We start from the raw sequence: 14785 nt of genomic DNA, 5'->3' as shown, positions 1-14785 counted from the left end.
TTTAAATTTTAATCTCGGTAAATATAAATCTTTTATCAAAAGTTTACCTAAATTTAACACCAACCCCTTATTTTTCAGCAGCTCACGAGAGAATACATTAATAAATTATTCACACCTAAAAACATAATTTAAAACCAAAAACATATATTATTTGTTAAAAAATAAACACAATTAAACAACAAAGTATTAAAAAGTTCAAATAAAAAATTATCTCCGCAATAAAGCATCACTAGCTGTATTTTAAAACATATTGTAGGAATATTTTAAATTTTAACTTCATTTAACCCAATTATTCAGCGCATCAAACATACCGGTTCCCACAAAAAACAACGGCGATTTTTGTTAAAAAAATAAACATATAATTTATTATTAGTATATTCACGGCCAACTAATTAATAACTTAAACCCTTAACTAATGAAAAGACAATTACTTTTTGTTGTATCGGCCTTTTGTATTTTTGCTTCCGGCTATGCACAAAGTTCATTATGGAGTAAAGTTAGCGAGGACAAAATTCGAATGTATGAGAAAACGGAACGTGCTTCCCAGCCTCAAAAATTTGAATTATTTTCACTTGATCTTGCTGCTTTAAAAACAAAATTACAAACAGCACCGCTTAGAGACAACTCCAATGGCAATTCCAATGTAGTTATTTCCTTTCCTAACCCACAAGGAAATTTAGACAGCTATCGTATTTTCGAATCTCCTGTAATGGATGCTGCATTAGCAGCTAAATACCCAGGTATCAAATCCTATATCGGAAAAGGAATTGAAGACCCTACTGCTACAATCAATTTCACAGTAACCCTATTCGGATTACACACAATGACATTGTCTGCAAAAACAGGAACAAGCTATATTGATACCTATACAAAAGACTTAAACAATTATATTGTTTACTCGAGAGACGGATTGACTACCAACCGCACTTTCAGCTGTATGATTGAAGACGATCACGAACAAGTTTCCGGAAAAATGATCCAGGATGCTTCTCTTGCATTGGCAAGTGACGGGAAATACCGTGTTTTCCGTTTAGCTATGGCTTGTACAATCGAGTATGCAGCTTACCACGTAAATGCAGCTGGTCTTAGCACCGGAACTCTTGCTCAGAAAAAAGCAGCCGTTTTAGCAGCAATGAACGTTACCATGAACCGTGTTAACGGATTATACGAAAGAGACATGGCTATGCACATGAATTTAGTAGCTAATAACGACCTTATCATCTTTATCGATTCGGATAACTTCACTAACGACAACGCTAATACGCTTATTAACGAAAGTCAAACCGTTATCGATGCAAACATCGGTCTTTCCAATTACGATATCGGACACACCGTTAGTACAGGTGGTGGAGGTCTGGCTCAGCTAAACTCTCCATGTACAAACAACAAAGCAAGAGGAATCACGGGTTCACCAGCTCCGGTTGGAGATCCATACGATATTGACTATGTAGCTCACGAAATGGGACACCAATTTGGTGCCACACACACTTTCAACGGTATTGGAGGAAACTGTACAACAAGTACACGTAGCAACGCTACAGCTGTAGAACCAGGAAGCGGTAACACGATTATGGGTTATGCAGGTATCTGCCCTGGTGTAGACGTACAAAACAATTCTGATGCACATTTCCATGCTGTAAGTATTGCACAAATGCAAACTTTCGTTAACGGAGCAGGTAGCTGTGCCGTAACAACCAATAACGGAAATGCAGCACCGGTTGTAAATGCCGGAGCTGATTACACGATTCCTTACGGAACTGCTTTTATCCTTAAAGGAAGCGCTACTGATACTGCAGGAGAATCACTTACTTACTGCTGGGAGCAAACAGATACACAAATATCTACACAGCCTCCTGTAGCTACTGCTACAACCGGACCTAACTTCAGATCATTCCCGCCATCTTCGAATCCTAACCGTTATATGCCAAGATTCCAGGATGTTTTAGCCGGAAACCTTGTACCAACATGGGAAGTAGTTCCTAATGCTGCAAGAACAATGAACTTTGCGCTAACCGTTAGAGATAACAAAACACCAAACGGAGGTCAGACAAACCGTGACAACATGGTTGTTACATTTGCTAATACAGGACCTTTCAGAATCACGTCTCCAAGTACTGCTGACGTTTCATGGACACAAGGTTCTTCACAAACTGTTACCTGGGATGTAGCAGGAACAACTGCAAACGGTATCAATACCGCTAACGTAAACATCTTATTATCTACTGACGACGGAGCAACCTTCACTACTTTGGTAGCCAACACTCCAAACGATGGTTCACAAGTAATCACTGTACCAAACGTTGCCTCTCCTAAATGTAGAATTATGGTAGAAGCAGTTGGAAATATCTTCTATGCTTTATCAAAAAATATCGCAATAGGATATACTATTTCTACAACTTGTAACACATACACTGCTAATCCTAACACTACAATTGCAGCACAAAATCCAATTGCATGGCAAATATTAGGACAGGTAAATGTTCCGGACAACGTAACAATATCTGATTTAAACCTTGCGGTTAATATTTCACATACAAAAATCAATGATCTATACATTGGTTTATTAAAACCGGGAGCAACTACAGTAGGAGAAATCCGCATTGTTTACCAACAAGGATGTTCTGCCCTTACAACAAGCAACATGGTTACTACTTTTGATGATGCAGGAGTGGCGCTTGCCTGTGCAGGAATCGGAGCAAACAACACTTACAAACCATTAAACTCATTAGACGTATTTAACGGACAGAGTTCTGCAGGAAACTGGAGATTGGTTATCGCTGACGTTGCTGCCGCAAATAACGGTACTTTAAACAGCTTTGGTGTAAACATTTGTTCCAGAACAGAAACTCTGGGAAGTGAAAGTTTCGGATTACAGGATTTCAACATCTATCCAAACCCTAACAATGGTAATTTCAAAATTGAATTCAACTCTAACTCTAACAACGACATCAAAGTTGTTTTACACGATATCAGAGGAAGAGAGATTTTCAACAAATCATACCAAAACTCAGGATTATTCAACCAGGACATCCAATTAAACCAGGTACAATCTGGCATCTATATCGTTTCCGTTCTTGACGGAGAGCGAAAAGAAGTAAGAAAGATTGTTGTTGAATAATCAAAACAAAATACTTTTATAACAAAAGAGTCCCGGAAAAACCGGGACTCTTTTTATTTTACAACAGCTTTAACTTCTGTAAACAGCTGCGATACTTCTGTGACTTTAAAATTCAAATTAAAAGACACTACATTATCTTTTTGCGTCAGTTTAAGGTTTCCTTTGTTAACCCTGAAATAACCCGCCTGACCCCTGCAAAAACAGTGTCTGCCAAACAACATCTTCACATTACTCAAATCCCCATCGCTAAAAGCAATTTCCGAAGCTTTATTATCTATTTCAAAAATAATTTCTTCCTTGTGTTGCCCGTCCTGCAAACCTTCCGGCACATCGCGGTTATACTCGTAAATAACAACCGATTTACTGCTATCGTCAACTAACTGGTAGTATGTCGAACCCAGTCCGTCCATTTTAACATCTACGCTCTTATTTTTAATCAACTGAACAGAACATTTCCCGTTATCAGGACAAACAGATTCAATAGTAACAGCCATATCGGTTTTTTTTGTTTTTGCAGTATTACAAAATGACACCGCGAAAATCAGCGGAACAAACAACAATTTTTTCATAATTACTTATTTTTCATCTTTAAAGATAGTCAAAACCAATTACTTCCCGTTAAAAGTATTCATTGTATTTGCCAATCCGGATAACGCAAACGATTGTATCACCTCAACAGCCACATCCAAACGCTCCGGCAGTTTTGCTTTTTCCTCCTCACTCCATTCTCCTAAAACATAATCAACCTGCTGCCCTTTTTTAAACTGGTCGCTTATCCCGAAGCGAAACCGGGGATATTCAACAGAGTTCAATATCAGCTGAATATTTTTAAGTCCGTTATGTCCTCCGTCACTTCCTTTAGCTTTAATGCGTATCGTTCCAAACGACAGGTTCAGATCATCCGTGATTACCAAAACGTTTTCTTTTGCAATTTTCTCCTTATCCATCCAATACTGTACAGCCTTACCGCTCAGATTCATATAAGTGTTCGGCTTAAGCAGCAAAAGCGTTCTTCCTTTTATCCGGTATTCCGTAAGGGATCCGAGTTTAACCGTTTCAAACGACAGGCTTTCTTTTCTTGCCAGATGGTCCAAAATCTTAAACCCTATATTATGTCTTGTATTGGCATATTCTGCTCCAATATTACCCAAACCGACAATTAAAAACTTTTTCATGGGATCTGTATTTTCTATTATCTCTTTCTTACTAAAAAATCTCTCAAATAATTTCATGCGCAAAAATAATCTTTTTCAAACGGATCTGCTTCAAAAACCAGTCCTTCACCTGCAAACATAAAAAAAGCACCGAAAAATCGGTGCTTTTGATATAGGTAAAAAATAAAATTATTTTTTCTTTCCTTTTGCAGGTGCTTTTGCAGCTTTTGCAGCCTCCTGAGCAGCTTTCATAGCAGCACGTGAAATTCTCACCTGACATACTACAGTGTTGTCCGGGTGCAATAACTTGAAGTTATTTGTAGGTAATTTAGTTACATACAATTTGTTACCCATCTCTAATTCAGTAATATCAGCCTCAACAAAGTCAGGTAAGTTTGCAGGTAAAGCTCTTACTTTTAATTTACGTTGGTTTAAACGTAAAACACCACCAGCCATAACACCTTTAGAGTTACCAACGATTTTCACAGGAACTTCCATAGTGATTTCTTTATCGTTGTGTAATTGATAAAAGTCAATGTGTAGGATTTTATCAGACACCGGGTGAATTTGGATATCTTGTAAAATCGCGTTAAGAGTTTTACCGTTTTCCAATTCAATTACCACTGTGTGTACGTTTGGAGTGTAAACTAAATTTTTAAACGCTTTTTCTTCAGCGATAAAATGTACTGGTTGATCTCCTCCGTATAACACGCAAGGTACCATTCCAGCATTACGTACCGCTTTCGTTGCCGACTTGCCTACGCTTTCTCTTTCAGATCCTTTGATCGTAATTGATTTCATTTGAAATATAATTAAATTAATAAAAAATTCTTAAACAATAAATTTGCTGCTGATCGAATTATTATTCTGAACCATATGCATTACATCTGCAAATAGTTGTGCACAGCTAACAACTTTAATTTTCTTACTCTCTTTTTTCAACGGAATCGAATCGGTAACGATCAATTCCAGAATTTTGGAGTTCTCTATTTTTTCATAAGCATCACCCGATAAAATGGCATGCGTACAAATTGCTCTTACACTTAAAGCACCTCTTTCCATCATCATGTCTGCCGCTTTCGCCAAAGTTCCTCCGGTATCAACCATATCGTCAACAAGGATAACATTTCGACCGGTAACATCACCAATCAATTCCATGGTATCAATTACATTCGCCTGTTTTCTTTGTTTGTAACAGATTACCACATCCGATTGTAAGAATTTCGAATAAGCATACGCTCTTTTCGAACCACCCATATCCGGAGATGCAATTGTCAGGTTATCCAGGTTTAAACTTCTCACGTAAGGCAAGAATATTGTAGACGCAAATAAATGGTCAACCGGTTTTTCAAAGAATCCCTGAATCTGATCCGCATGTAAATCCATCGTCATGATTCGGGTTGCTCCTGCCGATTCTAAAAGTTTCGCTACCAATTTAGCTCCTATCGGAACCCTTGGTTTGTCTTTTCTATCCTGGCGTGCCCATCCGAAATAAGGAATAACCGCCGTGATGTGACGTGCCGAAGCTCTTTTTGCAGCATCAATCATTAACAAAAGTTCCATTAAATTATCAGAACTTGGAAATGTCGAACACACTAAAAATACGCGTAATCCACGTATTGATTCCTCAAAAGACGGCTGGAATTCTCCATCGCTGTATTTTGATATGGTAACCTTACCAAGCGTTACGCCATAGTGCTTTGCTATCTGCTCTGCCAGGTACACACTTTGGGAACATGCAAATATTTTTGCCTCCGGTTCTATATGTGACATTTTAATTCGTTGTTTTGTAGTTAGTTAGTGTTGTATCGTTTTAACGAGGTGCAAATTTAGAAATTAAATTCCACACATAAAGAATATTTTCATCTATTTTTTTGATTATTTATATTTTTTTTATTTACATTTGCACCCACAATTGAATGAGATAATTCATGCCTAGGTGGCGGAATTGGTAGACGCGCACGACTCAAACTCGTGTACTTCGGTGTGTGGGTTCGATTCCCACCCTAGGTACAAATCGGAAAGATATTTAACTGAATATTTTTCCGATTTTTTATTTTACAACAATCTGAATATCAATCATTTACAAAATAAATCTAATTTCAAATTCTCTTTCTCTCAAAAATCATCATTTCTCCATATCGAACTAAAACAGCAAAACATAAATTACTATATTTCAAATAGTTACAATAAAAAAATAAGATTTTTCAATCATTTTTAAACTACCTTCCCAGCAACTAGGTTGACAGTACTCGAACCACACAACATACTGATTTACAATTAAAAACGAATTCAAAAAATTCATTTTACTCTCTAATGACCAATTAAGGTTATTTTCTTTAGGTAAACGATGCTATTTAAATATTTGCAGATTGAACCATTCTCTTTTTCGTAAAACAGTCCTCAATAAAGCCAACCCCTATGAAAAATCGTCAGAATCGCGATCCATCTCTACTCTAACATTCTAATAAAAAAGCATTCTAAAAAATACGGAAAAGCAATGTTATTTCCATAAAAAGCCAAATTAAACTCAATATCATCCACCACAATTCAAAATATCCCCTCCTAACCAACTGTATATTAAGTATTTTTAGTATTTTAGAATACACAATTCCCCCGAATTAACCTTAAAAGACAACTTATGGTTAGAATATATAAGCTGGTAAAACGCTCCAACCGAATTATTTATTTTGAAACATCTCTTGTTACATTAGTGCTGACTATTCTTTTATGGAAACAAATAGATCATCATTGGACTTTCATGCTGATTACTTTTCCTCTTTTTGAAATTATTTTCATCCGTACATTCTTTCGAATCGCATTCATGCGTTATATAATCACTATTCTGTTTTCTATTATCTATGGATTAATCGTTTATTTTATAGGTCGTTATATACAACCTGATGGAATTTCAGTTTCCGTCGTTTTTGCATTTCTCACCTATTTCTATAGCCTACTACTACATAAGGATCATTTCGATTATATCAAAAACTCAGATGTAGTCAAGGTAGAATATGAATAATTTAAAAGTAGAATCATTTATGAAAAACAAACAACAAATCATCTTTTTAATAATAGGAACCCTGCTGTTTTCATTTATTATCTGTGACTTGGCAATATCAGATTATAAGTCAAAAAAAGCTCGATTCGCTCCCAATGCCCAGACATCGATCGAAACAAAAATTTATAATGATCCTGATTTAAAGAGTAAGATTATAGATTCACTTCCTAAGAATATAGACATCACAATCGGAAAGGAACATTCTAATTTTTACAAGATAATAGGCTCAGAGAGTCATCCTTCTGTAAAGGGTGGATTCATACCTAAAGAAACTGTTATTAAAACAAGATAAGCATATCATGGCTTAATTCTAAAACCATTTTCACTTCTGATTCTCTTATGTGATGAGGGAAATTAGTACAATGAAAAACACTTCAACCTAACCTCTAATGATCAACAAGGTTATTTTCTTTAGGAAGATGACTATATTTTTAACATTTGCAGGTTGAGCCATTTTCTTTTCCGTAAAATAATCTTCAATAAAGGCTAAATACTTTTCATCCATTACCTGAAAAGAGCCTGCCCCATTGTCTTCATCGCCTTGTTTTGGATTTGAACTCTTGATATTAAAAACTATTCTTGTGGGTTCATTGATCATTTCATCAAATCCTCCTTCTAACAAAGTCGTTTTTTCCGGCAATATATAGCTAATAAACTCCCTCTTGACTTCTATCGAAGCTTCTTTGTAAAAATCATACAGCTTATCCAGAATACACGATACTTCTTGGAAGGGTACTGTTTTCGATAGTACAGCTAACTGCTGCACTTCTTCAACACATGTTTTGATTTGTCTTTTACAATTGGACTGTATTAAGAGGTAATCATCATAATCGATATCTCCTTTTACAAACAAATCATGCGCATTAACCATTTTGTCTGAAAACCTCTCTACCATGGAAGCCTTTTGAGCTCTTTCTGCTTCATTTTTTAGATCGGATGCAGTCTTGATATTTTCCTGAATCATTCCGACCAAAGCAGCATAGGGTTCATTTGCTTTTAGTTTCTTTAGAAATTCAACACACTGGAGGTTTACCTCATCCGCTCTTCTACGGAAATGACATCCCGGATGACAATGATAATAATGATACTTCTTAGACCGCCCTTTCGAAGCACTTCCTGTTAGGCTTTTACCACATTCCGGACAGGATAAAAACCCTCTTAATATGAGTTCTTCACAGATTATTTTTCTTTTTGATGTTTTTCGCTGACGCATCTCAATCACTTCCTGAACTTTTTCAAATAGTACAGATGAAATAAGTGGCTCATGTACCCCATCAATATCATATTCTCTTCCGGTATCCGATTCGGAGATTCTAATCTTTCCACAATAAATCGGGTTCTTTAGTAATCGAAAAAAATTACTCCTACTACATTGCAAACCTTCCGAAACAATTTGACTGTAAACATCCCCTACACTAAATATGTTTTTAGCTACTTCCTCAAAAGCTTTCTTCAGCAATTTAGCCTCCGGTTCTTTTAATGCTATATATTTCATTCCATTACTGGTCTGTCTATTTTGATAACCCAACGGAGCTTTACCGATCCACTTCCCTTCTTGCTTTGCTTTTAATATTCCTCGCTTAACCCTTTCACTCAATCTGGCATTTTCTGCTTCTGATTCCGCAAAATGTATTGCCAATCGATATTTAGATTCCACAGTATTAAAGTCAACCGGATGATCTACTGTTTGCACACTTACACCAAGCGCTTTAAGCTTTTCAATCATCGTATACGAATCGATTATACTTCTACTAAAGCGATCCCAACTGGTAAATAACAGCATATCCACACCAGTCTTTTTGGTTTTAAGCAAGCTGAAAAGCTTTTTCCATTCTGGCCTATTGAACGATTTTGCAGAACAATCTTCATAAACCGTATCATATATTTTGACATTATTATCCCTGCAATACTTCTCAAGTCTATCCAACTGACTTCTTTGTGAATACCCTCTGGCCGCTTGCGCTCCCGTACTTACCCTGATATATAAAATTGCTGTCGGCATATAATATGTTTTACATAATGAAACAAAAACAATATCATTGCAAAAGCAGACTGCTCTTACAACATTATTGAATACTAAAGGCTAGCTCTTTTTATGCCTTAAAAGTTAAAAGAGCACAAAAAGCCAATCGATATTTTTAGGGGATAGAATTTTTACAAGGATAGAATTGTAAAGATATTATTTTTTATTCAGAATATCTTGATCGTTTAATTTTAATACCTTAGACAAAAGACAATTACTACAAAAAATTATACCAAAAGAGTAACATGAGTTTACCGTTTTCCGAAAAGCTACCTATTTCAAAATTAGCATCTGCTTTTAATAATACTTCAGCAACATACAAATTTTACTGGCTCATCGCCATCGTTGAAGCAATAGAGGAAGATCGATTGAATTTAGACAAAAAAGAACTGTTTGCCAGAATGATCAGCAACGCATGGTACACCGTAAACTACTTTCATATTTCTTTTGGACAACAGGATATTATACAACAAGCAGTAAACACAATTATCATCACAGAAAAAATCGCAATAGACACTGCAAAAAACAACATTTTAAAGCAACTTTGTGAGAGTCAAAATCCTATTACTGTAAAATCATTAAACCATTTCAACAAAAACGTACCTCATTGGTTCTTATCACCTTGGTTTCCCAAAATCAATACTGAGAATGACACTCAATATCGCAAAAGGATTTATTCCGAATCAAAAACATTTGCGAATCACTCGTTATACGCTCTTTTTGATGATCAAATAAAAATAAATCCGGAATGGGCATCTTACATCAAACAGAATGGCAGGATACTAAAAGATTTTTGCTATTGGAATTTGTCTTTATTCCTTCAGACACGTAATCCAAACGTTCCCAACATACAAGGTAAATTGATAAAGCCTGCTGTTCGTAGCTCTCTGATCAAACAACGGAAAAATTATTGGGACATTATTTTTAACGAATTAGGCACGATTGACTGTATCTATACAAATAAAAAACTACAAATCGATAAATATGCCCTGGATCATTTTGTCCCATATGCTTTCGTCACACACGATCTAATATGGAATCTTGTTCCGATAGACACACAGTACAATTCTTTTAAAAGCGATAAACTTCCTGAATTAGAAAAACACTATGATCGTTTTTTTAACATTCAAAAAATAGGATTTGAAATCATTAACCACCATCATCCCAAAAACCGATTTCTTGAAGAGTATGTAAGTATTTTCCCTTTAATGGACAACACGATTCGTTTTGATTATACTAGACACAAGGAGGTAATTCAACCTTTGATTACAATCGCACACAATAATGGGTTTCAATATATTTGATATTCTTTAAATTTTAAAATTAGCCAACATCAATGATACCTTTTTTATTTTCTAAATACTATAACACACTTTTATTTTTACATTAAAGCATCAAAATAAAAGACACATCATAGATTATAACATTTATAAGAATTATTCAGTATTTTACAAAACAGTAATGCAGAACCTTACACCAGTTATTTATCTAAGAAAAATTTCTATTGGGAAGTTCAATAATTTTCCTACTTCTATTTCACTCCGAATATTATCATTTCGTTCCAACCTACTTTTAATCGTTCCAGCACCATAGACTCTGAATATAGAATAATCATCACCATGGACGAACATTTGTTTCCATTCTTCCGCTGATAGATTGATCATCTCTTTAGTTAGCGATGGAGTTCCTTTCACCTCAATATATCTTACAATGCCATTCTCCTTTACTGTAAAATCATACGGCAGATAACTTTCTGAAGTCTCATTATACCAAGTTATTTCTGTAAAAATTTCAGAATTTTCAAGCAGGTACTTATTCACATATTCTTCAGACCACTTTCCTATATCTATTTTTACTTGTGAACTTTCAATTGGCGCATAAATCTTGGTAGTATTGACCTCTTTTTGCTTCAAATTATTCACTACAATTTCAACCTGTTTAAAATCAATATCATCTACAGTTACTTCCGGTGTAAAAATATCATCTAAAACTTTTTCTAAATCAGTAAAAGAATTTTCATCGCCTATTATTTCTTCCAAAACTTCGGCAGCATCACTTGTAAACAAATCGTCTTCCTCGGAAATTTCATTTACAGGATATCCTTGTCCAAAAAGCCATTCACGAATCTTCTTAGGCTGAAGCTTCATTATTAATCCGAACTCTCTTTCCATACCATCCAATTTCAAAAAACCACATAAACTATTACTGAGATTGTATAAGGTAATTGGAGAATCCCATTTACCAGTGAAATAAAATTCACCAAACCGCCCTGGCCAACAATCAACTTTAGAATCCACAATCAATTGCCCTTGATCATTATAAACCAGACTAAGCGATTCTGCATTAATAAATTTTGTGTTCTGGAGTTCTATTCGAATCCGAGAAAGTACTTTACCATAGTTCTCGGTACTTTTTTTAGAACAAATGAGCGCAAGGAATGGTACTCGTTGTGATAATTCTCGCTGTATTTCAGCATCCTCAACAATGTTAATGGGAACAAATTCCAACATGTCATAAGTAATCATTGGAATACTTAAAAAATCAGACAAAGCTTTTATTTCATCTTTTGATCTTGATGCAACTTTTAGAAATTTATTAGTTCCCAAGGGCGGTTGTACATTATGTACAGCATAAATATACAGATCACTAGCATCTTGAAAAATATTGTCAATAGTCAGCAATTTAGCATTGGCTTTCCACTCAGTAATTCTCGTTTTTAAAGAGCGAACTATATCAGTAGGCTGACTTATAAGCTGATCATATATTAAAGATAATTGTTTATTGGTATCACTATCAAGAGGATGAGAACTTATTAGATCTAGGAGTTGTAAACATTCCTCAGCGCTAAAACTTTTTTTGAATTTAAAAAAATCTATTTGTCCAACCGTCATCGCCACAGGAAAATCCGCCACAGGAAAATGATTCCCAATAATTGATTTTAGTGATGGAGCAAAAACATCAATTGATTTATAACACTTCCCATCTGTACAAGGAATACATTCAAAATTTTGAACATAATATTGAATATAGCTGGGTACAACATCATATCCTCCAAGACGATAATAATATGTTCTTATACATTTATCTATTAAAAGATCCCAACTATCTAGCATTTTTGCCCAAAAGAACTTAGCAAATATAACTTCCTGTAGATTTTTCTTAAATTCAATTTCAGTATGATTTTGTATGTAATGTTGTCCACTATAACGATAAGAATGATATAACTTAGGATAGGCCTCGATATTCTCCAGCCAATTAAGGTATGCGGTTGCATCTGGATATCTCCGTTCGAAGTCTTGTCTTTCAATCTTTTCTTCGATAAGATCAATAGAAATATTCTCCCGTACACCAATCTTCTTGAAAAAAGCTTTCAACATTACACAATCTTCATGGCTTTCAACATAGTCCTCAGTCAAAAAGTTTGCGTACGGTAGTATCGTTGATAATTTTTTTTCAGGATTGTAATAATCAGAAAAGTAACTATATTGAGGAGCCTTCAAACCATTTGACGTAGACACTTTTAGTAATTTCAAATTATCGTAATCTGTATCAGAAAGTAATTTGGATTGATATACTTTAAAAATGAAACGTGTAACTCCTAATACATTTTCATGATCTATACCATCGTTTAATATCATTGGTATAATGGCTTTTCGTACTATCTCTAAATCCGTAGGCTCTCGAACTCCTAAATCTTGCAGCCACAACATTAACTCTTCGTTCTTTCCATATCGAGCTAAAATTTTCGGGTGTACATAATGAAGTCCCTCAAAGCTTATGTCAGCAATCTCCGTTTGTATCGGAATAAAAATTTCTTTAGGAGTTTTATATTGTCCAGAATCATCCATAATAAAAGTAGCCTCCTCCAATTTTGTCAACCAAGTTGGATTTTGACCATTAAACGTATTATTATAGAAAAATCCAATAATATCAATAGCTCCTTCTACATCATCAATAGTCATGCAACCAATAAGTTTGAGCAGATCCGAAAAAGTAAATTGTTGAGCACCTAAAGCGATTAAAGAATCTTGATTTTTTAATCGTATATCAATAACACTATGTGTATAATGTATATCAAGATATTCTGTTATTAATGTCGGATTAAAACACTCTGAAAAACGCAGACTATCTACTACTCCATTGGTTATTACAAGGGTATATTTTTCATCAGCTTGCTTCGGCAAAAAATCTATGGTGGACGCCGCAAACTCAAGTCCCTTATTGTATTCAATTTCTATTCCTGAGCTCGGGTAGAGGTACTTCCCTTTCAACAATTTGAGCACATCAAAGCGATATAGTGTTTTTCGCAACTCGTAAAACCATTCCAATTGTAATCTGGCAATTTCTTCAAATAAAAATTCATTCCAAATATTAGGCATAAGTTCCGTACGCTCAGCATTTGTAAGAAAGTCCCCATTTATTAAAAAACAAAAACCTTTTTGCGCTTTTGTTGGCAGGTATGAGTAAATAACAGCTTTATCAACTGGTATTATATTTTGACCATTTACTTGAGCAGCAAAAGTTAACTTGGTTGCTTTTGCTTCTTTTAATTTCCGAGGGCACTCAGTATCTGAAAGTTGATCCAGTTTTTTCGACAACTCATCACTAATTGGTAAATCCATTATTTTAAATATCCAAGAGCTTTCTAACTTACCATTATTATATAAAGCTACCACTCCCTCAGAGGTATTTTTTGACACTTCAAATATTTTTTTATCTCCATCAAAGAATACTACTTTTTTTACTTTACGGAGAAAAAGAATAATCTGACAATCTTCAAAAACATTGATAATTTCTTGTTTAATTTTTTGCCGATCACTAATACGGATAATTGTATTCACCCTTTCCGGCTTACAGACCCCATTAACTTCTTCCGCAGGTTGATCCGTCCAAATCGGCACTACCTGCCACGGATATTCTTCGGGATCAGTATAACCCTCAAAATTTTTATCAAACCGAAAAGAAAAGCCTCCTGATACTATATGTGCATAATCAGATGTCCCAAAGACAGACTTAAAACCTATTCCCTTATATCCTGTTTTTTCTATATTTTTATCTTTATCACTAATTCGGCTACCTATACTTGATATTCCCATAACATCCTCTTTCGTAAAGTGTTTACCATCGTGTGAAAAAACAAGATAATTTTCCAGCAATTGAAATTCAACACTGATTGGATTTTCGTCAGAAGAGGAATCATCTGCATTTTGTAGTAATTCAAAAATGAAACGATTTACTTCACCAAAGACTGTTTTAGACAATACATTAAGTGTACTAGCAAGATCTCTCGAATTGCTATCGTTTTTCGCTTTCTCTTTGTGTATTCTATCGACTAATTCTTTATGCATAACCTTCTATTTTTTATTATTTTTCTTTGGAGAATTATTATCATATACTAATTGCTGTACTAGATTATACTACATATAATC

General features: G+C 34.8%; 9 protein-coding genes and 1 tRNA gene. 4 read left to right on the top strand and 6 right to left on the bottom strand.

The window, feature by feature from the left end; translation table 11 throughout:
• Positions 1 to 415 precede the first annotated feature (415 nt).
• The gene (locus tag BGO42_RS04500) at positions 416 to 3118 is read left to right on the top strand and encodes a zinc-dependent metalloprotease (RefSeq protein WP_273246516.1); all 2703 of its coding nucleotides are present in this window, start codon (positions 416 to 418) and stop codon (positions 3116 to 3118) included.
• Positions 3119 to 3171: 53 nt separating this feature from the next.
• On the opposite strand, the gene BGO42_RS04495 is transcribed toward BGO42_RS04500, so the two are convergent.
• From BGO42_RS04495 to BGO42_RS04480, 4 genes are all read right to left on the bottom strand, one after another.
• Positions 3172 to 3612, bottom strand: a complete 441-nt coding sequence (locus tag BGO42_RS04495) for a hypothetical protein (RefSeq protein ID WP_273246517.1) — start codon at positions 3610 to 3612, stop codon at positions 3172 to 3174.
• 114 nt (positions 3613 to 3726) lie between these two features.
• Positions 3727 to 4293, bottom strand: a complete 567-nt coding sequence (pth, locus tag BGO42_RS04490; RefSeq protein WP_273246518.1) for an aminoacyl-tRNA hydrolase — start codon at positions 4291 to 4293, stop codon at positions 3727 to 3729.
• 168 nt (positions 4294 to 4461) lie between these two features.
• Positions 4462 to 5073, bottom strand: a complete 612-nt coding sequence (locus BGO42_RS04485) for a 50S ribosomal protein L25/general stress protein Ctc (RefSeq protein ID WP_177731331.1) — start codon at positions 5071 to 5073, stop codon at positions 4462 to 4464.
• 30 nt (positions 5074 to 5103) lie between these two features.
• Positions 5104 to 6045, bottom strand: coding sequence for a ribose-phosphate pyrophosphokinase (locus BGO42_RS04480; protein ID WP_177731329.1), 942 nt, complete (start codon positions 6043 to 6045; stop codon positions 5104 to 5106).
• Between the two features lie 160 nt (positions 6046 to 6205).
• On the opposite strand from BGO42_RS04480, the gene BGO42_RS04475 reads away from it, so the two are divergent.
• Positions 6206 to 6285: transfer RNA gene (locus tag BGO42_RS04475), tRNA-Leu, on the top strand.
• A 1028-nt stretch (positions 6286 to 7313) separates the two neighbouring features.
• Positions 7314 to 7625, top strand: coding sequence for a hypothetical protein (locus tag BGO42_RS04470; protein ID WP_273246519.1), 312 nt, complete (start codon positions 7314 to 7316; stop codon positions 7623 to 7625).
• A gap of 87 nt (positions 7626 to 7712) precedes the next feature.
• On the opposite strand, the gene BGO42_RS04465 is transcribed toward BGO42_RS04470, so the two are convergent.
• Entirely contained in the window at positions 7713 to 9335 is a 1623-nt protein-coding gene (locus BGO42_RS04465) for a recombinase family protein (protein ID WP_273246520.1), read from the bottom strand.
• Between the two features lie 266 nt (positions 9336 to 9601).
• Here BGO42_RS04465 and BGO42_RS04460 point away from each other — a divergent pair, with 266 nt between their 5' ends.
• On the top strand, positions 9602 to 10660 hold the full coding sequence (locus tag BGO42_RS04460) for an HNH endonuclease domain-containing protein (RefSeq protein WP_273246521.1): 1059 nt from the start codon (positions 9602 to 9604) through the stop codon (positions 10658 to 10660).
• Positions 10661 to 10840: 180 nt separating this feature from the next.
• On the opposite strand, the gene BGO42_RS04455 is transcribed toward BGO42_RS04460, so the two are convergent.
• Positions 10841 to 14704, bottom strand: coding sequence for a protein NO VEIN domain-containing protein (locus BGO42_RS04455; protein WP_273246522.1), 3864 nt, complete (start codon positions 14702 to 14704; stop codon positions 10841 to 10843).
• Positions 14705 to 14785: the final 81 nt, after the last annotated feature.

The sequence above is a fragment of the Flavobacterium sp. 40-81 genome (assembly GCF_001898245.1).
Classification (GTDB): Bacteria; Bacteroidota; Bacteroidia; order Flavobacteriales; family Flavobacteriaceae; genus Flavobacterium; species Flavobacterium inviolabile.
The sequence above is the reverse complement of the archived record's forward strand: the minus strand, read 5'-3'. Positions and strand labels throughout refer to the sequence as shown.